The following is a 26292-nucleotide window of genomic DNA, read 5'->3' on the forward strand; positions in this document are numbered from 1 at the left end:
CCACCGCTTGCTCTTTCGGTCAGAAGTTATCCAGCGGGATCTGTAGGGCAGGAAAACTACAGTCAAGTTGGTTGACCTGATCCTTCGATACTTCCTTGCCGTGTGCATCTGGCCGACCGTGTTCGTTAATGTAACTGAGGTGGAACAACACGGTATCCTTGGTGAGGCCTTCGAAAACCTTCGCCAGATGCTCCCATTCCTTAGTCAGGAGATGAACAAGATCCAGGAAGAATAAGGGCGACCGGGTTCTATCCAGAAGGTCATTGAGGGGCATCCCCACAAGGCCCGCACGCCGGGTGCTAGGAATAGCAGCCAACACCTTTTCGGTGGCTTTAACCGTCCCGTGGACAGATTTGAGGACTGTCTTGATGGTGTCCCTCAAGTCGCGTTCCAGTTTGTTCCGCAGCCCCGAGATGTGTGAGACCTGTTGGTCATTTGTCTTTAAAAGCGAAATCTTCCGCTCCTTTTTCAGTACGTATTCTCTAAGGATTTCCAGATTGAATTCGTAACCATGCTGCCCACGCTGGATTAGGCCGTAGCCAATCAGGTGTCTGACCAATTCGGGATGCTCTGCAGAGATCTCGTTGAAAGTGTCGTAATCACCGCCGGCGAGGTAAACTAGCATTTCGTACTCCACGTAAAAGCTTTCTCGGAGTACCCCGATCATCATCTCCAGGAATTCCTCTGCAAACAGTTCGTACTCTTCGCGAGAGACTCGGTAGACCGATTTGTCGACTTCTACAGGGCGATCACCTTTGATCTTCTTATGGATATGGCTGCACATCAGCTTGATGAGGAATGGATGGCCGCCAAATTCGGCGGTCAACCGTGCACAGATGTCCGTCGAGAATTTGAGCCCCATGTAAGCGCCTAGGCCTCGCACCATCTCTGAAACCTGGTCGACGTCAAAGCAGGGGATGTACTTGGGGGGAATGGAAGCAAAGAGTGGGTTGTCGTGGCCAACGAGACGAACCTCCTCGACGCTTTTGGGGTTTGTGCCCACAACTAGGTAGGTGATGACGTCAGTGTGAAGCTGGTAGAAGGCCCTGAGCGTTTGCCAAAAGTAGATGAAGTCCGGCTGGTCATTCCAATGGGACGAGGATGCGGTGCCAGGGGTGATGCGCTCGATTTCATCGAAAATCAGCAAAGTACGGATACGTTTTTTCGAGTTGTAGATGGCCAACATATCCTGTTGGAAACTCTCAGCCGCATTGGATTCCGTGTAGCGATCTGGGAAATCGATTCTGACGGTAGAACCACGCGTTTCCTTGTACTTTGAGACCACGCGCTGCAGGAGCTCGTACCAGCGAAGGCCATGCGTGGCGGGTGTTTCGCAGTCAAAAGCCAGACTGATGTACCCTTGGTAGCGCAGCGCTCGCTCAATCGCGTAGACAATCGAGGTCTTGCCGCTCTTACGCAGACCAAATAGGCCAGAGTGCTCTCCAGACTTGTGTCGGTCGACGACGTCATTGACTAGCTCAGACCGACCAAAGAAGAAAATCTCTTTCTTCAGCGGATTCCGGTAGTCGAACAGGTTCCTAGAAAAATAGTTCTTTCTGAATTTGTTGGAGATGACGTTTTCGTTGTATTTCTCGTACAGCTCCGTGTACGTGAACGAGATGACAAAGGGGCTTTCGGGGTCTTCGTCGACGACCTTGGCCACCTTTTCAGCCACTTCTGGATCCCGGCTGACTAAGATATGACAGACATTTTCCAGTCTCGCGCCGCTGTGCAGCGAATGGATGTGATCAAAAACATCGATGGTTCGTGGCTCAAATTGAGGGTACTCGCTAAAAACGCACAGAATCTCCCTGTCGATGTTGAACATCTCCGAAAAGCCCTGCAGTGGCTTCATCAGGAAGTAGGAGTAGCGAGCGTTAGCGACCTTGATTTCACCACCGGAGCGCGTCAGGTACCAGTGCTGGGCAAGCTTCCTCAGGACTGCCTGCTCCGATTTCCGGAATTTTTCGATTTGAAACGACTTGTGAAAACCAGTCTGCACTTCGGTGTTCATCAATCAGCATCCATTCCAAGTCTGGCAAAACAACGATTTTAGAGCCAGTGACATCAATAAGCCAGTACAGCGATCCCGATTTGTATGCCTCTATACGCCGGTTGAAGCCATCAGGGGAATCCATTTGTGGACGAGGTTGGCATTGAGGCTGTAGCTCAAGGCGATGTTTGCGATGGAGGCACCGGGCTCGGAGCACTCCTGGATGACCTTGGCTTTGGAATTTTTTTGCTGTAGGTGCGGCGCTGAGAGGGCATGGAAAATCCGCTTGATGGGCTAGAAATGATGTCCACTTGAATTATGTGGACACCATGGCCTTCGGCGGTTGAGTCAGGGAGGTGTGTTGGCCGGACGGATACAGGGGATCGACCCCAAAGCTCAGCGCAATGATCTCGCGCAGGCCAAGCTAGCCGAGACGGAGCATACGTTCGAGAAAGTAGCTAGCGCCTGGTTCGAGCTAAAAAAGGACTCGGTCACGCCGGCCTATGCCGAGGACATCTGGCGCTCACTCACGCTGCACGTTTTCCCGAGCTTGAAGTCGACTCCGATCTCGGAAGTGAGCGCACCGATGGTGATAAAGATCCTTCGCCCTATCGAAGCCAAAGGCAGCTTGGAAACGGTGAAACGGCTTAGCCAGCGCCTCAACGAGATCATGACCTATGGGGTCAATTCGGGAATGATTTTCGCGAACCCGCTCAGCGGGATTCGGGCGGTATTCAAGAAACCGAAGAAAGAAAACATGGCGGCGCTACCGCCCGAGGAGCTTCCTGAGCTCATGCTGGAAATTGCGAACGCCAGCATCAAACGCACCACCCGCTGCTTGATCGAATGGCAGTTGCACACCATGACTCGCCCCGCCGAAGCGGCGACTACTCGCTGGGCAGACATCGACTTTGAAAGGCGTGTCTGGACCATCCCGCCGGAGCGGATGAAGAAGCGCCGCTCGCACAGCATCCCGTTGAGCGATCAAGCCATGTCATTGCTGGAGATACTGAAGTCCCACAGTGATCATCGGGAATACGTCTTCCCGGCAGACCGAAACCCTCGTACTCATGCCAATAGCCAGACCGCCAACATGGCGTTGAAACGTATGGGCTTCCAGGACCGCTTGGTCAGCCACGGCATGCGCTCGATGGCCAGCACCATTTTGAATGAACATGGGTGGGACCCGGAGCTCATCGAAGTGGCGTTGGCGCACGTCGACAAGGATGAGGTGCGCAGTGCCTACAACCGAGCCGACTACATCGAGCGACGGCGGCCGATGATGGCTTGGTGGAGCGAGTACATTCTGAGGGCGTCGACGGGCAATCTCTCGGCCAGCGCGATGAATGTGGCTAGGGATCGGAACGTAGTACCCATCCGATAGGGCGGCGACAACGGCGACACTGGCGACAGACCGCGTGCCATCTACATCCTTGCCGTCTGAGCGTATGGCGACAGTCGCCAACTCGCCTCGATTTTGGTTTCTCCGGCTAAGCCCGTGAGCATGGGGAGGCTTCGCATCCCCATGCTCACGGGCTAACACTAGAAAAGCGACAAACGGCCACTTTGCCACTGACACCCACCGACTTCCAAAGCACGCCAGAGGTGGAATCTGGCGCATTTCCATGTGCCCTTCACCAATTGACCCGTGCCGCGGTGACCGATAGAACGAAGATTCAAAGCGCTGCCTTAGGCAGCACCCCAGATGACCAGAGCCTTCAAGGTCATGCCGCTAACCCGGTGGTTCAGCCCAAGTACGATTCGCATCCGGCAGCTCGTACGGTCACTACCCATGTGATGGATGCTCTTACACATATAGCGCTCGTGCGCCAGATACACCGTACCTCGCTGCCCTGCAGCAACCTATCCGTTTGGCCGAATCTTGCGCCAACCTGTGCCCGTCTCTTTCTTCTGGAAAGAGACGGGCACTTCTACCACTGCTGCAGCCCTGATCGCACATGGTTTTGCGGCAATCCCCCTCGTGACAATCGGCGTGACAAACGCCGATGTCACCAGCAACAGCGCTGTAGATGATGGTGCCGCAGACCAGGGAATGGGCTGCACCTGACTGACAGTCAGGCACGCCCCGGTCATCGCAGTGCTGCGTTCACCCGGCTCAGGATCTTCAGGCGCTGGTCTAGTCAGCCAGTGCTGCCTCCACCCGCCCACCGGTAACGGTGTTCAGGAGGCCAGATCATGAGATGCCCTTGCTCCCGGACGTAAAGAGCCGCCAGTCCCGCGTTAGAGGACACCCCCACAGGTCGCAGGGGCCTTGATCCCTGATAACACTCAGCATTCTTGGCGGGATGACGTGGGGCAAGGATCGGAGGACGGTAGATGAGGTGACTGACATGGCATTGGTGGGTAGACGCAATGGCCGCAATTTCGGTTATGGCAGGCAACTGAGCTACGCAGGACCGCAGGCGCTGAAAGACATGTTTGGCGGTGGCCATTACGGCACGGTCAAAGCGCATTGTGATCGGTGGCAGTCATTCGTGAAGTGGTGCCGCTCAGAACAGGGGCCCGGTATCAATGATGCGCGGCAGATTGATCGAAAGGTGTTGGCCGACTATGCGGCGTACCTGCGCGACGTGGTTAAGCGCGGTGACCTCGCGGTCAGCACCGCACAAAATCGGCTATCCAGCGTTAACAGGACCATGGCAGCGCTGCGCGGTGATCAGTGCGTGAAATTGCCCAGTCCGAGCAAGGCATTGGGAATGCAGCGCACCGGAGTTCGCCAGTCGGTGCCGCAGGGTCAAGACCGCGAGCGGGTTAGGCAGATCGTCGATGCGCTTTTGAATCGTGATCAGCTACGAGCCGCTGCGATCGTTCTGTTGGCGCGAGCCACCGGCATGCGCTTGCGTGAGGCTATCTTGGCTGACCTGCCAAGGCTAAGCCGTGAGGCTAACGACCTAGGCAGGATTAACATTCAGGATGGCACCAAGGGCGGCCGCGCCGGCGCCTCGGCACCACGTTGGATTTCGATGGATGAGCATGTTCTAGGTGCGCTTAGATTTGCAGAGCGGGTCTCGCCTGAATGCAGCCGCAACCTGATTGCGCCACGCGAACGCTACGTTGACGTTCTGCAGAACATCGTCCGTCCGGCACGGGACATCCTGCATGCACAGAACTTCAAAGGCTTCCATGAGCTACGAGCGGCGTACGCATGTGAGCGCTACGAGCAAATCACCCAACACCCCGCGCCAATCAGTGGCGGCCAATCTTGCCAGGTAGATAGGCACCTAGATCGTGAGGCCAGAAAGCAAATCAGCTATGAGCTGGGGCACGGTCGGATCGATGTGGTCGCGGCCTACATTGGAGGACGGTCATGAGCAAGCCATTCGATATGGAGTTATTTTTGGCTGGCGTGCTGACCGGGTCCCACACGACGCGGCAACGCCATGTGCGACAGGCAAAAATCATCGAGGCTGAAATTGCAAAGCGCTGGCAGCGAAAAACGCCTTGGGCTTGGCAGAGAAAGCACGTTGCTTGGTTTCTCGATCATCGTTTAGCCGAGCGCAGTCAGGCAACCCGGTACTACTACTTGCTGACAGTGCTGCTGCTCGCTCGTCGACTAGAAAAATCATGGATATTTCCCCGTTAGAGCGATTCAACGTGAGTTGGGCGAATGCTCACTCACGATAGTTGATCACCGAACCGCTTCTCCAAGCTATCCAACAACTGGTTACGAGCATCCTCTCCCCCCTAACCTAGCAGGCGGTTCCCCATCCGCTTGCATCGCCACCACCAAAAGCCCCTCTGCATTGGTTAAGATGCGCTCCTTAGCTTACATATGGGTGCGGTAAAACCGCGCTAGCAGCGCTGCCATTCAGCGCTTTGATTTGGAGTATCTGCAGTTGAACCACGCGGCCCACAACAAACTGGTTTCATTTATCTGGTCGATTGCCGACGACTGCCTGCGCGACGTATATGTGCGCGGAAAATACCGTGACGTCATCCTGCCTATGGTGGTGCTGCGCCGGCTCGATGCCCTGCTGGAGGCGAGCAAGGTCAAGGTAATGGAAGAGCTGGCCTTTCAGCAACGTGAAATGAGCCAGACCGAACTGGACGACAGCGCCCTGCGTGCCGCTTCCGGTTATGTGTTCTACAACACCAGCAAGTGGACGCTAAGCCAACTGCAGAAGACTGCCACCAACAACCAACAGATCCTCCTGAGCAACGTTGAGGAATACCTCGACGGCTTTAGCGACAACGTCAAAGACATCATCCGGCGCTTCAATCTGAAGTCGCAGATGCGCCACATGGCCAGCAAAGACGTGTTGCTCGATGTACTGGAAAAATTCACATCGCCCACCATCAACCTCACCCCTCACGACAGCGAAGACCCACAAGGCAACCGCCTGCCAGCCCTGAGCAACCTGGGCATGGGCTATGTGTTCGAAGAGCTGATCCGCAAGTTCAATGAAGAGAACAACGAGGAAGCCGGCGAACACTTCACACCTCGCGAAGTGATCGAGCTGATGACACACCTGGTTTTCGACCCAATCAAGGATCGCCTGCCCGCAGTGATGACCATCTACGACCCGGCCTGCGGCAGCGGCGGCATGCTCACCGAGTCGCAGAATTTTATTGAAGAAAAGTACCCGGACTCGACTATCAAGCGCGACATCCACCTCTATGGCAAGGAGATCAACGACGAGACCTATGCCATTTGCAAGTCGGACATGATGATCAAGGGCAACAACCCTGCCCATATCCGCCCCGGTTCCACCCTCTCGGTAGACGAATTCGCCGGCAGCCACTTCGACTTCATGCTGTCCAACCCGCCCTACGGTAAAAGTTGGGCCAGCGAGCAGAAGTTCATCAAAGACGGCGGCGACGTGATCGACCCGCGCTTCAAGGTCAGCCTCGCGGACTATTGGGGAAACGCCGAGTTGCAGGACGCCACCCCCCGCTCCAGCGACGGCCAGTTGCTGTTTCTGATGGAAATGGTCAACAAAATGAAAGCTCCCGGTGACAGCGGCCTCGGCTCGCGCATCGCCTCGGTGCATAACGGCTCCAGCCTGTTTACCGGCGACGCCGGCGGTGGCGAGAGCAATATCCGCCGCCACCTGATCGAAAACGATCTGCTCGATGCCATCATCCAGTTGCCCAACAACCTGTTCTACAACACCGGCATCACCACCTATATCTGGCTGCTCTCCAGCAACAAGCCGGCGCAGCGCCAAGGCAAGGTGCAACTGATCGACGCCAGCCTGCTGTACCGCAAACTGCGCAAAAACCTCGGCAACAAAAACTGTGAATTTGCACCCGAGCATATCGAGCGGATCACCCAAACCTACCTCGACCTGGCAAGCTTCGACCGCCCGGCCGGTGGCGACGGCATTGCTGCGCAGGTATTTGATAACCGCGACTTCGGCTACCACAAGGTCAGCATCGAACGGCCAGACCGGCGCAAGGCGCAGTTCAGCGCCGAGCGCATCGAAACCCTGCGTTTCGACAAGGCCCTACGCGAACCCATGCAGCGGATTTACCAAGAGTGGGGCGAGGCGGTGTACCAAGACGCCACCTTGGCCACCAATGAAAAAGCCATCCTCGCTTGGTGTGAAGAACAAGGCCTGGAGCTCAACGCCAAGCAGCGCAAAAAGCTGCTGAGTCTGGAAACCTGGGCCAAGCAGTCCCTGCTGGTCACGGTGGCCAACTACCTGATGCAAGCCATCGGCAGCGAGGAATATGACGACTTCAACCTGTTCGCCAAACTGGTGGACAAGGCGCTTAAACAACTGAGCAAAGAGGCCGGCATTAAGCTCGGTGCCAGCGAGCGCAATCAGGTGCTCAATGCAGTGAGCTGGTACGACGAAAACGCCGCCAAGGTCATCCGCAAGGTGGAGAAATTCGACCGTGCCGAGTTGGCCACCCTGCTGAAGCGGCTGGGTTGCCGCGAGGCCGACCTGGCCGATTTCGGCTACTACCCGAGCGACAAGGCCGGCGAATTTATCACCTACGAATCCAACAGCGACTTGCGCGACAGTGAAAGCATCCCACTGGCCGACACCATCCACCGCTTTTTCAAGGCCGAAGTGCAGCTCCATGTGGCAGAAGCCTGGATCAATTTGGAGTCGGTAAAAATCGGCTACGAGATCAGCTTTAACAAACATTTCTACAAGCATCAGCCGTTGCGAAGTATGGACGAGGTGGCGCGGGAGATTGTAGCGCTGGAGCACCAGGCCGAGGGGTTGATTGCGGAGATTTTGGGGCTGGAAGTTAAGGATATTTCGGGGGTGGAGATTGCGTAAAGCGCATTTTGGCTTGCAGGCTTATCGCTCATACCTACCTTCGGCCGCAGACTATTTTGAGGCTGCTCCTTCGCATTGGCTGGTAGTGCCCGGCATGCTTGCCATGACTGAAAACCACCGAGATAATAAGGGAATGAAGGAGAGCCAAGTTCTATCCCTTAGTTATGGGCAGATAGTCGTCAAAGCAGAAGAAAAACTGGCTGGCTTAGTACCGGAGTCCTTTGAAACCTATCAGCTAACTGTGCCGGGCGACATAATAATCCGTTGCACGGATTTGCAAAACGATCAATCCAGCTTACGCTCAGGCCTTGTGAAAGACCGCGGCATAATCACCTCTGCCTATATTTGTTTATCCGCTAAGCAGGGATTTGATTTCCGATATTTACATTACCTTCTTCATTTGCTGGATATCTCGAAGGCTATTTATAAGCTGGGCAGTGGACTCAGGCAGAATCTGAGCTTTGATGATTTCAAGCGCTTACCTGTATTAAGACCTCCTTATAGCGAGCAGCTACTAATTGCTGATTATCTCGATCAGAAGTCAACTCAAATCGATCAAGCGATTCAAATCAAGGAGCGCCAGATCGAGCTACTTAAGGAGCGTAAGCAGATACTGATCCAGCAGTCAGTAACCCGTGGCCTTGATCCGCGTGCTTCCATGCGGGATTCCGGTATCGAGTGGATTGGGGAAATTCCGGCCCATTGGCAAACGCGACGATTCAAGTACCTATTTTCACAGAGCCACTTACCTGTGCGCCCCGATGATGGTGTCGTCACCTCGTATCGCGATGGGCAGGTTACTCTACGCTCCAATCGTCGACTTGCAGGCTATACGGAAGCGATTCTTGAAGGTGGCTATCAAGGAGTTCGTAAAGGCCAGTTGGTTTTGAACTCAATGGATGCGTTTGAAGGGGCCATTGGCGTTTCGGAGTCGGATGGAAAATGCACCCCGGAGTATGTCGTTTGCGACTCTCGGTCTGGTGACTATTTGCCCGAGTATTTCGCCTATCTGCTCAGAGAGATGGCCCTGGCTCGGTTTATCCAGGTAATCTGCAACGCGGTTCGCCAGCGAGCCGTCCGCATCCGTTTCAATAATCTGGCTTCCCGTTTTATGGCCGTGCCCCCGATTGAGGAGCAGCGAGCTATCGTTGCGCTCATCAAGACCGAAACGGAAAGGCAGGACGTAGCCGTGGCGCTGCTGGAGCAACAAATAACCAAACTTAAAGAATACAAGTCCACCCTAATCAATAGTGCCGTTACCGGCAAGATCAAGGCGCCGGGAGTAGTGGAGCCGCAGCTCTGTTAGTAGTTGTGCTGTCAGGTGAATCAATGGGTTTGTGGTAAGTCAGGTGGCTAGCGGCGAATGTCTGCCCCCATTGGCTGGATAATTTTAGACATTTGCCTCCCGCGCCGGGCTCGCCTGGCAGAGATAATGCAGAACAGGCACAAGGAAGCCGGCATGGTAAGCAAGACCAACGAACAGGCGCTGGAAGCTAGCATCGAGAAATACCTGACCGGCACTTCCCTAGAAGAGCAGGCGGTGCTCCGTGAAAGCGCGGTGCCCGTACCGACGGGCCTCAACCACGGGTATCAACTGGGCCGCGCTCAGGATTTCGATGCCCGCTATGCCGTGGATCGCCGTTGCTTGTGGCAATTTCTTGAGGCCAGTCAGGGCGATGAGTTGGAACGTCTCAAGCAGCGCTACGATGATTGGGATTTGCGCATCCTCGAACGCATAGACCGGCTGACGAAGAAGTACGGCGCGCTGCACCTGCTCAAGCGCGGCCTGGCCATCGACGATGTGCACTTCAACCTGATGCACCCCGCGCCGCTTGCCAGCAGTTCGGAGCGGGTCAAACGGCAGTTTGCGGCGAATATCTTTAGCTGCACCCGCCAGGTGCGTTACTCGCTGAGTAATCCGCTGGAAGAGATCGACCTGGTGCTGTTTATCAATGGTTTGCCCTTCGCCACGCTGGAGCTGAAGAACCCCTGGACGGGCCAAAACGCCCGTTATCACGGGCAAAAGCAGTACAAGCAGGACCGTGACACGGGCCAGCCGTTGCTGCAATTCGGCCGCTGCCTAGTGCACATGACGTTAGACACCGACGAGGTCTACATGACCACCAAATTAGCCGGTGTAGCGACCTTCTTCCTGCCATTCAACAAGGGCCATAACCACGGGGCAGGCAACCCTACCAATCCCGCCGGGCACAAGAGCGCCTACCTGTGGCAGGAGATCTTCAGCCGCGAAAGTGTGGCTAACATTATCCAGCACTTTGTCCGCCTGGACGGCAGCAGCAAGATGCCACTGGCCAAGCGTACGCTGTTCTTCCCGCGTTACCACCAACTGGATGTGGTACGCCGCCTAGTGACGCATGCCAGCCAGCATGGTGTGGGCCAGCGCTATCTAATCCAGCACTCGGCCGGCTCGGGCAAATCGAACTCCATCACCTGGGCGGCCTATCAGTTGATAGAAACATATCCGGTTTCACTGGAGGTTACCGGCGCGCGCGCTCTGGATGTGCCGCTGTACGACTCGGTGATTGTGGTGACCGACCGCCGCCTGCTGGACAAGCAATTGCGCGAGAACCTACGCGAGTTCTCCGAGGTGAAAAACATCATCGCTCCGGCGCTGAAGTCCTCCGACCTCCAGCATGCGCTGGAGCAGGGGAAAAAAATCATCATTACCACCATCCAGAAGTTCCCGGTGATCGTGGATGGCATTGACGACATGGCCGGGAAACGCTTTGCCGTGATCATCGACGAGGCACACAGCTCACAGGACGGTAGCAGCCACGGCACGATGAACAAAGTGATGGGCGGCGACGAGCAAGACGACACTCAGGAGAAGATCCTCAGCGCCATAAAGAATAGCAAGATGCGCGGCAATGCCTCGTACTTTGCCTTCACCGCCACGCCGAAGAACAGCACGCTGGAGAAGTTCGGCGAGCAGCAGTCCGATGGCCGCTTCGCGCCCTTCCACCTGTACTCGATGAAACAGGCCATTGAGGAGGGCTTTATCCTCGATGTTCTGGCCAACTACACCACGTACCGCAGCTACTACGAAATTCAGAAGTCCATCGAGGACAATCCGTTGTTTGACACGCTGAAAGCACAGAAGAAGCTACGCGCGTATGTCGAACGCGACCAGCAGACCATCGATGTTAAGGCCGAGGTGATGCTGGAGCATTTTATTGAGCAGGTGGTCACGCCGAAAAAGCTCAAGGGCCAGGCCAAGGGCATGGTCATCACCCAGAGCATTGAAGCCGCCATCCGTTATCACAAAGCCATCAGCCGCTTGCTCGCGGCGCGCGGCAATCCGTTCAAGGCGCTAATTGCTTTCTCAGGCGAAAAATTGGTTCATGGTATCGAGCATACCGAGGCCGGCATCAACGGCTTCGCCGAAGCGGATACGCGAGACAAATTTGACACTGACGAATACCGCTTGCTAGTGGTGGCCAACAAGTACCTGACCGGCTTCGACCAGCCTAAGCTGTGTGCCATGTACGTGGACAAGAAGCTGCAATACGTACTCGCCGTGCAAGCGCTGTCGCGCCTTAATCGTGCCGCGCCGAAGTGGGGCAAGAAGACCGAAGATCTGTTCGTTCTCGATTTCTTCAACCAGGTGGAGGACATCAAAGCCTCCTTCGATCCGTTCTACACGGCTACCAGCCTGTCCGGAGCAACGGATATCAATGTGTTGCACGAACTCAAGGACCAGTTGGACGAGGTCGGCGTTTACGAGTGGCCAGAAGTAGAGGCATTTGCCACGCAGTATTTCGACAACGTCGATGCTGAAAAGCTGGCTGCGCTGATCGATATCGCCGCTGAGCGTTTCGACGTAGAACTGCAGCTAGAGGATGAGGCCAAGGTCGATTTCAAGATCAAGGCCAAGCAGTTTGTGAAGATCTACGGTCAGATGGCCTCGATCATGCCGTACGAGATTGTGGCCTGGGAAAAGCTGTTCTGGTTCCTTAAGTTCCTGATTCCGAAACTCAAAGTTCATCACAAAGACTCCGACGAAATCGACGCTCTGCTCAACTCGGTTGACCTGGCGTCCTATGGGCTGGAACGGGTTAAGTTGAACCACAGCATTGGGCTGGATGACGCAGAAACCGAGCTGGACCCAGCAAACCCCAATCCGCGTGGGGTGCATGGCGGTGAACAGGTAAAAGACCCGCTGGACCAAATCATCCAGAGTTTCAACGAGCGTTGGTTCCAGGGCTGGGGGGTTACCACGGAAGAAAAGCGCGTAAAATTTCTGAGCATTCTGAAGGGCATTCAGGAGCATCCCGACTTTGAGCCCAAGTACCAAAATAGCCAAGACGAAGACCATCGTGCACTTGCCTTCGAGAAGATTTTCGAGGAAGTCATGCTAATACGTCGCCGCCAGGACCTAGAGCTTTACCGCCTGGTAGCCAGTGATGCGGCACTCAAGTCTTCCTTACAGCAGAGCATGAGGGGCATGCTGGACTGAGGCATGTTAAAATTTAGTGGAGACTGTCAGATTTTTTAGTGTACGGGCGTGTAACGCCCGTCCTGACAGATAACAAAAAACACCAGGTTGGCCTTCTAAAGCGATCACCGTAAAGGATCGCGAATTTATTCATTGCACCTTTCAATCGCTGACTGCGCGCCCCAGTCAGTGGCAATGCTCGCAGCCCCAGCCAGATCAGCGTAAGCGTTCGGACAATGTGCATCGCCGTACCCTTACCTCAACAGGACGTTCGGGCTTTAGGCTTAGTACTTATCTGTACGAGGCGCAACTCCACCAAAATTGGCCGCACTTAGTTGACCACCTCGGTATTCTGGACATCGTAGATTCTCTCGGAGAAATGAGATTTAAGCCGGTGATCTAACAGCGCTTTGAAAATATCCGGACAGCTTTCGACTGTCGGTGTAATTCTGCCGTCAGCTTCAAATGTAATGTTAAGCCCAAAATTCGCGGACTCCTTTCGAAGGTTGTTCATAAATCTTTCGTCGAGATAATGCCCCTTCATCTTGATGGCTGAAGCTCGGCGCAGTTGCATAGCATTGGTACCCACGTAGCTACTTACCGGCTCCGTGGCTGTGAATAGTACTTGAAATGCTTGCTCTCCGAGCAGTTGAGTGAAGTCCTCTTGATGCGCAGCTTTATGGCTCAAAATAGACTCAAAACCTTTCTTATTTTTGATGAAGACCTTGTCATCAAGCACTGCCATATCAAAGTCTTTGGCGATATGGAAACTAGGCGCCTCGTCCAGCTTGAGCGTTTTGGACTTGAAGAAGGTGTGAATGGCGCCTTTTCGCTTTGCGGTTTTCCAAGTCGAGTCAGTTTTTCGAACACAGTATAGGTTTCCCTGCGCACTTGAGAATTTCACCGCGTAGAAATCTGCGTTTGCCAGCTCCTCCATCTTGGAGATGCGCTTGGCCGGAATTTGGTCTTGGGACTCCGCTACGAACTTGGCAGCATGGGTCTCGTCCTGCGGGATCGTTAGTGCGCTAGAAGGGTTATTCTCCGCAAGCAGGCTGTATTCAAAGGTTTCGGTGATAGCTGTTTTGAAGGCCAGGGCGGTGGTCTTCAATGCGTCTCTGAGGTCGTCGTCCACACTCACCCACTTGCCAGTGTATTTAGGCGCAGGAGGGGTGCCCTTGGTGGAGCGTTTAAAAATCCAGAAATTGACTACCGCCTGATCGAGGTCGTAGTCGTGCAGATCCCGTAGTACTGCCATCGCTAATCCTTTTTCATGATGATTTCTTGAACAAACTCGACGTCAACATCCGTCTTAGGAACAAACTCCGTTTTACCAAAAGCTTTATCGACTCGCTCAGTCGTACTATTCTGGTAAGTATACTTGACCTCATACAGCTTCCACCCCTTGATAATTAGGATGGGATTAAGAATAACTTGCCCGGTTTTGTAGGACAACCAGAAAATCCAGACCATGAATAGGATGAAACCCAGAACTTTGTTCAACTGACCGTATTCAATACTCATAAATGAGACGACGTAGGGAACGACATAGTTTATGAGATCGGTAGGAATCTGCTTCGATTCCTTGATAGAAATGCGTTGTGGAATCTGCCCGCTCGACATCACGAAGGGCGTAATTGAAAAGCAGAGCAGGCAAAAAACTACGAATCCGATGGAATAGCCCGGGTTATTTAGGGGCAGCTCGCACTTCGAAGGTGCAGACCAAAGCGTTGAGCAGAACGGGCGGTCGAGGAGGTCAACCTTCAAGTCCTGCACAAGCAAAATCGCGCTAAGTGGGAGGTATGATCCGACAAAAATAGCAGCGGCAATGAAAGCCCTAAGTTCCATGACGCATCCTTGGTCGAGGTGGCTCATGTGCGCACCGGGGAGAACGACAGAAATCTTCGAGTCAGGATAACGGCCACCCCACGATGACGCTAGTGGCTTATTGACGTCAGAACCAGCCAAGCAGCTACTTGGGCACGGTGCACAGCCAGAGCGCAGGCCTGATCGGTCACAGAAGCAGCTTCTCTCAACGTATTGAGAATCAGCTGAAGCGCGGTGTTTCATTGGTAGCGATTGGGACGGTAAACCTCATCGTCCTACCTTTACCCTTGCAGCATTTTCTAGCTGACTACAACCGCTAATGACAGGCTTCAACGTATCCTCGCTACCAAGCATGGTTCCGATACGTACTCGTCGAATCGCATAAGTGCAGGTGAGCAAACGGTGAGCAGTATTCCAACTGGTATTCCAGCGGAAAATGGAAATCTAAATAGACGTTATAAATCAATAGCTTGCCGATTAGATTCAAACTACCCGGCGGACTGAACCAAGCCACCAAGGTCGTGAGTCACTCTCCAGCAAAGTAATCGCTGTCGAGCTGCTTCACCTCGTACACCTGCTTAACGCTCACGCCTAGGTTGTTCTCGACCATCAACCGCGCGAGCTCGACACCGTCGATCAGTACCACTTTGATATCCAGGCCTAGTGCCGCCTCGCGAGCGCCTGCGGAAAACTCCGACGTAGTGATGAATACGCCCTTGCGTGCCCGCTGCCGAGTCAGCGCGCCGATGAACTTGTCGATTTCGGGACGATGCACCGTATTGGTCCAGCGCTTGGCTTGCAGGTAGATCACATCCAGGCCGAGCTTGTCCTCCTTGATGATGCCGTCGATTCCGTCATCGTTGGTGGACTGGGTTGCCTTGCCCGCCTCCTTGCGCGAGCCGCCATAGCCCATGGCCAACATCAGATCTACCACCAGTTGCTCGAAAAACCCTGGCGTGGCCGCCCTGACCTGCGCCAACAGCTCATCGGCCAGTGATTGCACCAGTGCCTGATGAGCCTCGGCCAATTGCTCATCCGGTGTGGTCTCGGCAGCCTCGACATCAAGCACTCCAAGCACATCAACGGTCTGCGGTTTAGCGGCATGGAAGTCGGCAAACTCCGGAAACTGCTTCAGCCAGGCAACGGTAATGCGCTCCGGGCCGTTGGCCAGTGCTTCCCGCCCACGGGCAGTGATCTGCACCAAGCCCTTGCTCGGAATAGTCAGCAGACCGGCCTTGTTCAGGTAGGTCCTGGCCCAGCCCACTCGGTTGTTGATCACCGTTTGTTGCCCCGACGGCAGCCGCTCTTTGCGCTCTTCCTCGGTTAACTGGAATACCTCAGCGATGCTTTCGCGCAACACGCTGAGCGGAATTGCTACACCGTCTCGAACCGCCTCCAGCACCGGACGCATGACGCTTTGAAAATCCGGAATCGACATCCTGGTTCCTTCTCCATAATCGCAATTCAGCCCGCTGAAAAACCATCAGAGCCCGCGCATTGCCTGCTCATCAACGCCGCTCACCCCTGTAGTAAGGCAAGGTGGTATCCGCCTGTTCTACATATGCTGCTAGGTCACTGACGAGTTGCGTCAGCTTATCTGGCCCCCAGACGAAACCCCGCTGATAGCTGTCCAATGCCAGCGGCCAATCGCTTGGGCGAAAGACAGAGTACTGCCCCATACAAGCGAACTCGGCTTGGCGTGTAGAAATTTCGGGATCAATTTTCGTCCCAACGCTTACGCAGCGTCCTGATCAGCGCGTTTCCTCGCAAGGCGCGGCCGTCTGGCCCACAGAGTGCGACAGAACCTTCCGGTAATCCGAAGACGTCTTCGATCCTTGCCCGGATGGTGCTCACTTTCGCATCGGAACGCGCGGCCCGATAGCGAGCCGCCTTCCGGTTTCCAATAACGACCGTTGAGTCTTCTTCTTGGTCATCCGAAGCCTCCAGGTCCTCGGTATCCCAGGTCTCTTCCGCTTCATCTTCCTCAATCAGCTCGCCATCGTCGTCGGCCTCTTCAGCCTCGTCGACCTCAGCGGTCAGGGCAGCAAGCGTCTGGGCATGGGAGTACCATGTGCTGGCATCCTCTTGTTCCCACACTAAGCCATCCTGGACATGGAAGGTGCGCAGGGCTGCGGAAGACGGAACGTAATCACTGAATCGCGACTTCACGGCCGGCAAACGTTCAAAGCCAGCCCCCAAGGCACGCAGCACTTTTTCTGGACCTGCAACCAGCAAAAATTCAGACCAGCACGGCTCGCGGAAGTTGACGCTGACAGTACCGTACATATAGAGAGTCGCCCGCAGTGATGCGTCCTGCTCAGCCAATTGGGTGAGTACCTGCATCACCGTGCGGTAGATGCTGAAACCTGCGTCCTCGATGGACTGCGAATCGACCTCGACTGTGGGTAGGGGCGATTTACTGTTGACGAACGCGAGCTCCGTCACCGATTTCTTGATCATTGCCTTCATTCCTTGAGCGGGACCTTGGGTGGGTATAACGAGCTGGTTTGCCACGATTGCAAACGTTGGAGATGAGCTCAAAGTGCGACCACAGCCTTCCCCTGCAAAAACCGCACGGTTGAGAGGGCATAATGCCACCACGGCATGTTAAAACTCTACCATCCCTCCTCAAACCTAGTGTCATGGGGCGCCACCTGGTGCAGCAGCGTCATGCCAGATCAACTGGGCAACAGCGCCAACCTACTAGGCAAACGGTTTTGGTCATTAATCCTATGAAGCTGGATAGTCCGGACCCATTGTGAGCTTGCCCAGGGCTTACCATTTCAATGTTAAAGCCGTAACTCCCCTGCCAATGTCTACCGATCGCGCTCGGCAACATAGTCAGAATGCATATTTAATAGCCGTATGACATCATGCTCAGCACCCCAAGCCTGGCAGTGGGCAGATGCACTGCAGCAACAGTGATGCGACAGGAGACGCTAGCTGATGGACCGAACCAAACGACTTGAGGCGCTGGAGGCGGAGTACCAGCTGTTTGTTAGCCAGCGCGACAACGCCCCCCCGAGCAAGCCCCGCATTGCCGCCTGGGGCCTGGTCAAGGCAGGGAAAAGCTCCCTGCTCAATATGCTCAGCGGCCACGCCAGCGACGAGCATTTCCAAACCGGTGATGTGCGTACCACCCGTACCAACCAAGCGCTGGAACTGGACAACTACGTACTGGTGGACACCCCAGGTCTGGGCTATGACCAGAATGACACTCAACAAGCGAACCAGGGCCTCGATGCTGCTGATGTTGTGCTGTTCGTTCATGCCCCGCCTGGTGAACTGGACCAGGAAGAAGTGGCCCTACTCGACCAGCTGCGCAGCGCTTTTGGCCAGGATGTTGGCGAGCGGGTGGTGCTAGTGATCAGCCAGCTGGACAAGCTGCAGGACGCCGACCTCGCCGCAGTCAAGGACACCATCGAACGCCAGGCCTTGATTCATCTGGGTACGGCGCCTGAATGCTTCGTCATCTCCAACACGCGCTTCAAAAGCGGTGTAGAGAAGAACAAGCAAGGGCTCTGCGAGAAAAGCGGCATTCCACAGTTGGCGCAGCATCTGCAAACACTTTCGAAAAGCCTCGCTCAGTCTCTGGCAGAGGCCCGGCATAAGCGCCTGGCACGGCGTGCTTTGGAGCTGGGCGAGCGGATCGACGCTGAGATCGAACGGGACCTCAAGCTGATCGAGCAGATCACCGAGCCGTATGTGGTCAAGGCCAAAGCCTTCGTAGAGCACATCGACGGCGCTCGCCGCACCTTCAAAGCTCATACGTCCGACATGCAAAAAGCACGCACCAAACTCGACAGCCTCAAGTAAGGAGACTTGCAATGCCTCTACCCTGGTTGATCGGCGTTGCGGCAGTCGCTGCCGCCGCCGCCATTGCCAAAGCGGTCAGTGACGACAGCCCGTCATCTTCGAGCAGCACCACGCACTCCGACGATAGTGAACGGCGTCAGCAGGAGCAGGAAGCCAAGCGCCAGCGGGAACGCGAAAACCTGAAAGCCCGAGTGCAGTCACTTGCAGGCGACCGACGGGAACAACTCAAGGCTCAGCTCAGGGGTGCGGCATCTACGCTGGCCGCCTCATCGGACAAACACAACCCGGTCTCTGAAGGTATCAGCAAAATGACCCGCCTGACGCTTGAAGGGGTGCCGGGGGATCAGCTCGAACAACGCATCCGCAGCACCGCATCGTCGACATCGAGTTACGGCAAGACGGTTAAAGCCATTCTTCAGGCGTCACCCGCCATGGAAGGCGGCCACATCGTTCATTTCATGCAGGGCGTGAATCTGCTCGAATCCGTGTCCGCGCCCGCCGAGGCATCTGCCGCCGACCAGGCAGCGCTCGCCCAGGCGCAAGCGGCCCAGGCACGTATCGAGCGGCTGCAGCAGCTTAAACGTCAACTTCTCCTTCAGGCGTAATTGATCCATGAGCACTGTTACTCGCGATGAGTTGATGCAGGTCTTTCAACAACTGCAGGGTCAGTTTTCCAGTAAGAAGCAAGACTTAGCGCAGGCCCAACAACGCTTCGATACGCTGCGCACGGGCTTCGTCACCCTGTTGCGCCAACAAACCGAAAGCATGGCTAGCGCGGTCAGCGACAATAACCCGCTCAAGGAAGGCGCGACCCAGATGGCGCGACGCCTGACGGATCAATTCAGCGTTTGGGAAGAACGCGCCGAGGTACGTGCGAAAGGCGCAGAGTTTCGTGAAAACTACAATGATTCCCTGCTGGTGTTCGTGTACGGCAAGGTCAAGTCGGGCAAGAGCTCGCTGGGCAACTACGTGGCCTGGGGGCACAGTGAGCCAACTGCGCAACTCAAAGACCACGCCACTCTGAAACCCACGTATTTCTCCCATGACCGAACCGACGTCGCCAGCGGCGACAAAGAAGGCGAGGCGTACAGTTCCAAGCAATTCAGGGTCGGCGCCACCGAGGCCACCAGTTCTATTCAAGGCTTCAAGCTGCCTGGGTTCACCTGGGTTGACTCTCCAGGGTTGCATTCGACCAATTCGGCCAATGGCGACTTGGCGCGCAAGTATGTCGACCAGGCGGACCTGATTCTCTACACCATGAACTCGCAAGCTCCGGGCCGCCAATCCGACATGAGCGAGGTCAGCAGCCTGCTCGATGGTAAGCGCACGTTGATGATTCTGCTGACCGGCAGCGACATCACCGATGAAGACGAGGACGACGATGGGCAACTCGTCACCGAAGTATTGATGAAGTCAAAGGAAACCCAGCAGCGGCAAATCCTGGAGGTCACCGGCAACTTGGTGGAGATGCAACATGACGCTGCCAACCATGTCACCATCCTGCCTATCTCGACCCGTTTTGCCGAGCGCCACCCCTCGAACTTGCAAGAAAGTGGCCTGGGTACCCTGTACCAAACTCTCAAGGCATTGGCGCAAGGCCCAGGTGTCGATCTCAAGCTGACTACCCCTCTGAACAACCTGCGCAAGGCTATAGCTGAAACCTGCGACGACCTGAGCCTAATCAAGGAGCTGACCGAGACGTTCGACCAGCAGATCCAAAAGCAGGAGCAGGCGGTAGAGCGCGAGCTGCGAACTCTGAGCCAGAAGGGCGTCACCGAAATGCGCAGTTTCGTCAACCAGCTGTTCAACGGGCACCGCACCGACGACGCGCAGCTTCAGCTGCGCGAGCGCCTGGCCACGGTGCTAGGCAAGCTGACTGGCGAGGCCATAAAAGGCATCGGTGAAAGCCAGCAAAATACGCTGCAGCGTGCGTTCGACACCAGCCGTCTCGGCGCCATCCCTGCTTACCGGGAAGTTACGGTCGAGAAGGAATACACCAGCGGCACCCGCAGCAGCACCAAAACTGCCTGGGGCGCTGGCGGGGCGGTTCTCGGTGGCGTCATTGGCTTCTTCGTTGGCGGCCCCGCGGGCGCAGCTGCGGGGGCCTCGCTGGGGAGTGCCGCTAGCATGATTGGCCGCGGCGCCGAGGTCATCCGCGCCAAACACAACGTGGTCGTCGGCGACAACCTGGAAGAACAACGCCAGGTGGCCATCGAGCAGTACGCCAATGCCCTACCAGATTATCTGACCGAGCAGGTACGGGGCATCTACGAGCCGCTGAGGGACTCCATGCTCGAGTACTGCCAAATCCTGACGATCGAAATGGAGCGCCTGCGTCAGGCACTCATCACCCTCGAAACGAGCACTGCACAATGACCCAACCAGGCCCGATGACCCAACTGCTGGCCCTCTATGAGGAAGTGGATGGACTGTGTGAAACCTACAACCCGCAGGCTGTCGCCAGCATTCGCGAACTGAGCCGGGCGAAGAAGGCCCAGGCCGGCGCGAGCATCATGGTGTACGGCGTCTACAACGCCGGTAAAAGCACGCTGATCAACGCCTTGCTCGGCCAAGAGCTGGCCGCGGTAGCCGATGTGCCGGAAACCGCCCGTGTGCAAGGCTATCGCTGGGGCGATTTCGAAGTGCTCGATACGCCCGGCATCGACGCGCCGCTCGAGCATGAAGCCATCACCCGAGAGCAGCTGGTGCAGTCGGATGTGGTGATCTTCGTAGTCAATCCGCTGGGCGTGGTCGAGGAAGAGAAAACCCTCGATGTGCTGCTTGAGCTGGTACTTGCCGGCAAGATGATCTTCCTGGTACTCAACTGCAAGAGCCGTTTCGACCCCATCGACCTGGCCCGCATCAAAGACGAACTCAGCGAACGCATTCAACAGAAGGCCGGTAACCAGAAAGTGCTTGGGCATATCCCGATCGTGGAGGTCAACGCCCGCTCCGCGCTCAAGGCGAAACTGGAGAACAAGCAGAACCTGCTGAACAGCTCAGGCTTTCCGAAGTTCGAAAGCGATCTGGCCGGATTCTTTGCATCCGTGGAGCAGAAGGCCATCGTCGCGCGTGTCGCCACCGAACTGTGCAGCTTCCTCGATGCAACGGTAGCCGAGCTGGACAAACACCAGGACCAAGCCTCGATCAAACGCCTGGACGCTTTCTATGGCGAAATTGCGCGTCGCGAGATCGATATTCGCCACGGTTTGAAATCGCTGATCGAAGCCAAGGCCGCCTACATCGGCAAGAGCACGATCACTGCGCTGAACCAAAACATCGATGGCGCTCAGGGCAAGATCGAGCAGCTTATCGGGCAGGCCAACGAACAGGTCTGCAGCGAGCTCGAAGACGCACTCACTCGCCTTGGTCTGGACGCTTCAGAGATGCTCGACGAAGTCATTCGAGACGTGCAGGTACAGCCACAGGCCTACAATGCCCAGGCTGCACCGGCCCTCGATACGCCTGAAGCCCTCTACGACCAGGCGCCCGCATCGCAGGGCATCGACCTGAGCCTGCTCGAATCCGGCGTCCGCCAGGCCAGCAGCATGCTCAAGGCCGAGCATGTCGTCAGCGTGCTAAAAGTTGGCAAGCAGTGGCTGCCGACACTGTTCAAGGGCGTCGGCCCGGTCACCATGGGCAAGGTTGCCGAGCAGATCGTCGGTAAGGTCATCCCGGTCATCGGTATTGCTTTCCAGGTAGGCAGCACGCTGTACTCCGCCTTCGCTGGCGACCCTGACCAGCAGCGCCTGGAGGAACAGGCCAAACGCGAGGCCCAAGAGCGCGAGCGTCGCGACCAGGCGATCCAGGCATTCGCCGATGAGACTGCCTGGGAATTCTCGCGGTCGCTGAACACCATGGTCGATACCCACCTGAAGAGCAACTTCGCCGAGATCAAGGACAAGCTGCAAAGCCTGCGTGGCAGCCTCGGCCAGGACCAGCGCCGCCTCAGCGAGGACCGCGAACGCCTTGTCCAGTGCCGAGCCGCAATGGGTGAGTATGCCTGACACTCCCCTTCCCTTTGCCTGCAGCCGCTGCATGGAATGCTGCCGACGCGTGTATCTGCTTGCTGATACCGCCGCGATGGACCGCGGCGACGGTGTCTGCCGGCACCTGGATGAAAACGACGCCGGTTGCCGCATTTATGACCAGCGGCCAGACGCCTGCCGCGTCGATCGGCAGTACGAGTTGCATTATCGCCAGGCAATGAGTTGGGAAACGTTTGTCAGAATCAACGAAGCCGGGTGCAGGCAATTGCAGGCACTTGGCGTTGGCGAGGACACCCGAGCAATCTCGGCCTCTAAAGACAACTGCGACACACAACCATAGGGACTTCAGAATGGGTATTAGCTATCGCGCGGATGACGACCTGGCCTTTCTGCAATATTGCCGGGAAGACGATATCCGCAACCTGGCGGCCTATCTCATGTTCGACAAGGACGGAGAAAAGCGCAGAGCAAGCGAAATCGCCGATGACCCGCAATTCAAGAAGCTGCAAGGCCAGCCAGATCAATGGCGGCGCTGCTGGCAACTGGTTGCTGGTGAGCTACAACATTTCGCTGGAGACTCAATCGTCAACCTGTTCCGACGTCAGGGTGTCCTATACAGGGAAATGCTCTGCGACGTCTGCGACAAGACTGACGTGAAGTACGACAACAAAGCCAGCGCCTACGCCATCGAAAACCAGCTCATCGAAAAGCTGGTGGCAAAGAGCTGGGAGCAAATGTCGCCGGAACAACAGCGTAGCACAGCCGAAGAAATGAACCTGAACGGCTCGCTTGGGGCGGTGCCGCTAGTCGCGATCATCAATGCCATTCGTGCAGGTGGCCTGGGCTCACTGCAGTGGTCATCCTGGCTTGCAAGGGGGGCTACTGCGTCTTTCAGCAATGCAGTAGGGGTAACCCTCGGTGGCGCTGCGGCTCTGGTAGGTGGGCGCGCGGTAGCGGCCATCGCCGGGCCTTTGGCAGCGATCGCCGTCACCGTTCCTCTACTCAGCGGTACGGCGTACCGGGTCACTATCCCGGCTGTCATTCAAATCGCGTTCATGCGGCGGCAGTATGAAAAAGAGGATCACTTCTAATGCAAGCAGCAGCAGAACTTCTCGAAAAAATCTGGGTGCTCGACGAGGCCGCCTTTTCAAAGGCCCTTATCGATGCGCTGGCAGCAGGCAAGGCAGTCATTCATGACGGCGTGGCTTATTACGCGGCAGGCAGTGGTAAGACGGGTGTCATCCAGCACCTACCGTTCAAGGAAACCGTATTCAAGTCCGCCGAAGAAGCACTCAAGGCCGCGCAGATGACCACCGTGATGGCTACCGCCGCGTCCACCTGCGTGATTCTCGGTGCGCTGATCATCCAGACCAAATACCTGGCGGCAAAACTCGACAAGATCCAGAACACAGTCGACGAAATAGCTAAAGAGTTGCATACCCAAAACATCGTCTATTACATGGACAAGGTCACCGACTACATCGGCAGTATCGAAGTAGCCCGCACCTTGCTCAAGGACCGCAGCTTGGCTAGTGAAATCAAGGAGGTGGCCTTCCCCTTGTTGGCAACAGCCGCAGCCAAGCGCAACCATGCGATGTCATTCATCGACAACATTCTGGCGTTGGCGCAGAGCCGCAACGAGTTGAGCAGCAAGCACTACGAGCTGGTAGTCAACTTCGCGCACATGATGCTGGAGGTCATGCCACTCGGCATTCATACAGAATATTTGCTGGCGGCCCGGGTAGGCAAACCGATGCTCGCCCAACTGATATTGGAAGATGGTGCAGAGCGTTATCAAGGCGCAATGCAACAATACAAAGCATTCCTCAATGCCCAACATCGCGAACTGGTACGGGGTAACATGGGTGACAAAACCGTGGTCCTGCAGCGCATCGAAGACAAGGCTCGTCACCTGATTCAATCGCAAGAGAATCAGCTACTGCTCACGTTGCCCTATGGCCGTATGGCAACGCTCGAAGCTGCATAAGCCCACTAGCCAGCTCAGGCGAAAAGGGGCTCGAACATGAGCCCCAGCCCGGCTGGATCAGACTAGACTCATGTGCTCGCCAGCCAGCCGCAGGTGTTTTACCAGCATGAACAGCTTATGTTCACTTGCGCAGTAGCTGATACCGGAGGCGCGCCTCCAAGGAGGCTATTTCCAACAGGACATCTTCATCCTCGTAGACATCGTAGAAGCGCGCCATCTCAATCTCTCCCGTCATGAGCGCCTCATCGAAGGGCGTATCCTCGTCGACCTCTTCGGACAGCGCGGATGTGTAGCCCTTGATCCACAGCTTGCGTTTGTCGGCGCTAACGACATAACCCGCAGTGGAACGTGCCGATCAGCTCCAATTGCGGCCAGTACTCACCGAAGAAGGCCCTCGTCATCGCGATAGACTCGTAATCAGGTCGCACCCAGTCGGTGTGCTGCGGTGCCGTCATCCCGACACCCTCGAACGAGTCGTCAATGCCACTACTCGACATGCGTCAAATCGAACTGCCACCTGCCTCCCGCGCCGCTTTCTCACGTTTCATCTCGCTATATTCCCGGTATAACTCATACCCCTTGGTAACAATCACGATAAATCCGACTACGGCAAAGATATTCTTCATGGCTGAATGCTCCTGTTTAATGGTTTTTCCGCCCACACCCTAAAACCGCCGCGCTCCCAGCAGTTTCGCCACCGCGCGGGCCAACCGCCCCGCAGCACGCACCTTCAACTTCATACCCCCACACTTCGGGCAGTGGTCGACCCATTCACCCGGCGCCAGCGCATCACTGCGAGGCGCCACTGTTTTCGTCCAACCACAATCTTCACATTCAAAAGTGAAGGGCCTAGGTTTGATCGGCATTTTCAAACTCCTTGTTCACTGCACAAACTCATTGTCACCACTACGTTCAACTCCGGGGATAAGCCAGTTCAATCTGCTCATCAAACTCCCCGCCAACCCCGCAATACTCCCGCGGCACGCGCTCGATATCTTCCGCCATCTGAGCCATCACCCGGCGCAATTCCAGGCGCATGAGCCAGCGAGCAGGAATAGCGGCAGCACCATATTGCGCACCAAGCAATTGCCCGGCGACCAGGCCCGTGCTGCTGTCGCCACTGTGATTCACCGCCATGGCCACCCCCTCCTCGAACGACCGTGCCGTCAGCGCACACCACAATCCAATTGCCAGCACCTGCTCAGCGGCCCAACCAGAAGCGAAATCGTCGATGCGCTGGGGTGTAGGTATGTACCCCTCGTTATAAAAGAACTGCACGCGCTCGATGAGACTGCGCGTTTCTTCCATACCAGGTACGTGCCCATACCTGGCCAGACTCTGAGTCACAGCGTGCTCCAGGCCATCTTGACGATCGACAACCCGCTGGAGGATGTCAGCGAAAAGCCCTGCCGCCAGATAACCCGTCGGATGCCCGTGCGTCAGACGCCCGGACTGCGCCGCGTAGTCAAACGCATTGGCAAAGAATGCACAGGGTGCGACCCGCACTAGGGCTCCACAGCCCTTGCTGTTGTTTTCAGCAAGCGCACCTAACCGCCCACTGACCTTCAGTGCGTTCAAGTTCGTTGTGTCGGGGCCTCGACGCGACCATAGCTGCGACTGCTTGATCAACCAACCATCGGTGGCGACTTGTATCGCCGGGGGATAGTCCTGAGTCGTCAGCCAGCGCAGCAGCGCGTGGTGAATAACACTGGGTACATGGCATGCCTGCCCTGAACTCCCAATAACATAGGCCCGTAGCAAGCCCTCAACGGTAAACAGCGTCATCTGCGTAGCGCTGCTGATCGCACCGGTAATGTCATGAGCTGGGATAAAGTCCGTTATCCCTTTCGGCCCGAACCTGGCTTCGATGGCAGGCCACCCAAGCGTAGCAACCGGGGCGCCAAGTGCATCGCCTACAGCGCCGCCCAGCAGGCAGCCTCTGATCCGTTCAAGTCTGTTCATGCCGTTCC

At 56.0% G+C, this 26292-nt stretch carries 19 protein-coding genes and 1 pseudogene; 13 read left to right on the plus strand and 7 right to left on the minus strand.

From position 1 onward, the window contains the following. Positions 1–19: 19 nt before the first annotated feature. A complete protein-coding gene (locus QCL51_RS21725; RefSeq protein WP_338444223.1) occupies positions 20–2014 on the minus strand; it encodes an ATP-binding protein in 1995 nt (664 codons plus the stop codon). A gap of 337 nt (positions 2015–2351) precedes the next feature. Here QCL51_RS21725 and QCL51_RS21730 point away from each other — a divergent pair. The 6 genes and pseudogenes from QCL51_RS21730 to QCL51_RS21755 form a co-directional block, all read left to right on the plus strand. Then, positions 2352–3377: pseudogene (locus QCL51_RS21730) on the plus strand (tyrosine-type recombinase/integrase); the annotation flags it as partial. 967 nt (positions 3378–4344) lie between these two features. Then, positions 4345–5325, plus strand: a complete 981-nt coding sequence (locus tag QCL51_RS21735; RefSeq protein WP_338444224.1) for an integrase domain-containing protein — start codon at positions 4345–4347, stop codon at positions 5323–5325. Continuing rightward, positions 5322–5597, plus strand: coding sequence for a hypothetical protein (locus tag QCL51_RS21740; protein WP_338444226.1), 276 nt, complete (start codon positions 5322–5324; stop codon positions 5595–5597). Before QCL51_RS21735 ends, QCL51_RS21740 begins: the two co-directional genes overlap by 4 nt. Positions 5598–5850: 253 nt before the next feature. Continuing rightward, positions 5851–8250 carry a class I SAM-dependent DNA methyltransferase gene (locus QCL51_RS21745; protein WP_338444227.1) on the plus strand — a complete coding sequence of 800 codons (2400 nt, stop codon included), beginning with the start codon at positions 5851–5853 and terminating at the stop codon, positions 8248–8250. Beyond that, the gene (locus QCL51_RS21750) at positions 8243–9556 is read left to right on the plus strand and encodes a restriction endonuclease subunit S (RefSeq protein ID WP_338444228.1); all 1314 of its coding nucleotides are present in this window, start codon (positions 8243–8245) and stop codon (positions 9554–9556) included. Before QCL51_RS21745 ends, QCL51_RS21750 begins: the two co-directional genes overlap by 8 nt. A 153-nt stretch (positions 9557–9709) precedes the next feature. After that, a complete protein-coding gene (locus QCL51_RS21755) occupies positions 9710–12727 on the plus strand; it encodes a type I restriction endonuclease subunit R (RefSeq protein ID WP_338444229.1) in 3018 nt (1005 codons plus the stop codon). A 310-nt stretch (positions 12728–13037) separates the two neighbouring features. Here QCL51_RS21755 and QCL51_RS21760 read toward each other — a convergent pair whose 3' ends face one another. The 4 genes from QCL51_RS21760 to QCL51_RS21775 all read right to left on the minus strand — a co-directional run bounded on the left by QCL51_RS21760 (position 13038) and on the right by QCL51_RS21775 (position 16990). Continuing rightward, on the minus strand, positions 13038–13961 hold the full coding sequence (locus tag QCL51_RS21760) for a Kiwa anti-phage protein KwaB-like domain-containing protein (RefSeq protein ID WP_338444230.1): 924 nt from the start codon (positions 13959–13961) through the stop codon (positions 13038–13040). A gap of 2 nt (positions 13962–13963) precedes the next feature. Next, positions 13964–14578, minus strand: a complete 615-nt coding sequence (locus tag QCL51_RS21765) for a hypothetical protein (protein ID WP_338444232.1) — start codon at positions 14576–14578, stop codon at positions 13964–13966. Positions 14579–15056: 478 nt separating this feature from the next. Continuing rightward, positions 15057–15968 (minus strand): restriction endonuclease, encoded by a 912-nt coding sequence (locus QCL51_RS21770; RefSeq protein ID WP_338444234.1) that lies wholly within the window; start codon positions 15966–15968, stop codon positions 15057–15059. 278 nt (positions 15969–16246) lie between these two features. Beyond that, entirely contained in the window at positions 16247–16990 is a 744-nt protein-coding gene (locus tag QCL51_RS21775; RefSeq protein WP_338444236.1) for a hypothetical protein, read from the minus strand. A gap of 486 nt (positions 16991–17476) precedes the next feature. On the opposite strand from QCL51_RS21775, the gene QCL51_RS21780 reads away from it, so the two are divergent. Genes QCL51_RS21780 through QCL51_RS21810 form a run of 7 tightly spaced genes read left to right on the plus strand, consistent with a single transcriptional unit; the run spans position 17477 to position 24322 of the window. Next, complete coding sequence (locus QCL51_RS21780; protein ID WP_028697626.1) at positions 17477–18346, plus strand: GTPase; 870 nt, start codon at positions 17477–17479, stop codon at positions 18344–18346. A gap of 11 nt (positions 18347–18357) precedes the next feature. After that, the gene (locus QCL51_RS21785) at positions 18358–18951 is read left to right on the plus strand and encodes a hypothetical protein (protein WP_028697627.1); all 594 of its coding nucleotides are present in this window, start codon (positions 18358–18360) and stop codon (positions 18949–18951) included. Between the two features lie 34 nt (positions 18952–18985). Next, entirely contained in the window at positions 18986–20722 is a 1737-nt protein-coding gene (locus QCL51_RS21790) for a dynamin family protein (RefSeq protein WP_338444899.1), read from the plus strand. Continuing rightward, a complete protein-coding gene (locus tag QCL51_RS21795) occupies positions 20719–22353 on the plus strand; it encodes a dynamin family protein (RefSeq protein WP_021784351.1) in 1635 nt (544 codons plus the stop codon). Before QCL51_RS21790 ends, QCL51_RS21795 begins: the two co-directional genes overlap by 4 nt. Beyond that, positions 22346–22675, plus strand: coding sequence for a YkgJ family cysteine cluster protein (locus QCL51_RS21800; RefSeq protein WP_033738470.1), 330 nt, complete (start codon positions 22346–22348; stop codon positions 22673–22675). Before QCL51_RS21795 ends, QCL51_RS21800 begins: the two co-directional genes overlap by 8 nt. A 10-nt stretch (positions 22676–22685) precedes the next feature. Next, positions 22686–23426: a DUF3944 domain-containing protein gene (locus QCL51_RS21805; protein WP_021784353.1), complete on the plus strand. Its 741-nt coding sequence runs from the start codon at positions 22686–22688 to the stop codon at positions 23424–23426. Continuing rightward, positions 23426–24322 carry a hypothetical protein gene (locus tag QCL51_RS21810; RefSeq protein WP_021784354.1) on the plus strand — a complete coding sequence of 299 codons (897 nt, stop codon included), beginning with the start codon at positions 23426–23428 and terminating at the stop codon, positions 24320–24322. The genes QCL51_RS21805 and QCL51_RS21810 overlap by 1 nt, the downstream gene beginning before the upstream one ends. A gap of 500 nt (positions 24323–24822) precedes the next feature. On the opposite strand, the gene QCL51_RS21815 is transcribed toward QCL51_RS21810, so the two are convergent. Both QCL51_RS21815 and QCL51_RS21820 read right to left on the minus strand, forming a co-directional pair. Then, a complete protein-coding gene (locus QCL51_RS21815) occupies positions 24823–24948 on the minus strand; it encodes a hypothetical protein (RefSeq protein ID WP_257205338.1) in 126 nt (41 codons plus the stop codon). A 286-nt stretch (positions 24949–25234) separates the two neighbouring features. Next, positions 25235–26284, minus strand: coding sequence for an ADP-ribosylglycohydrolase family protein (locus QCL51_RS21820; protein WP_338444239.1), 1050 nt, complete (start codon positions 26282–26284; stop codon positions 25235–25237). Positions 26285–26292: the final 8 nt, after the last annotated feature.

The organism is Pseudomonas sp. LTR0 (assembly GCF_036630035.1).
Lineage (GTDB): Bacteria > Pseudomonadota > Gammaproteobacteria > Pseudomonadales > Pseudomonadaceae > Aquipseudomonas > Aquipseudomonas putida_Y.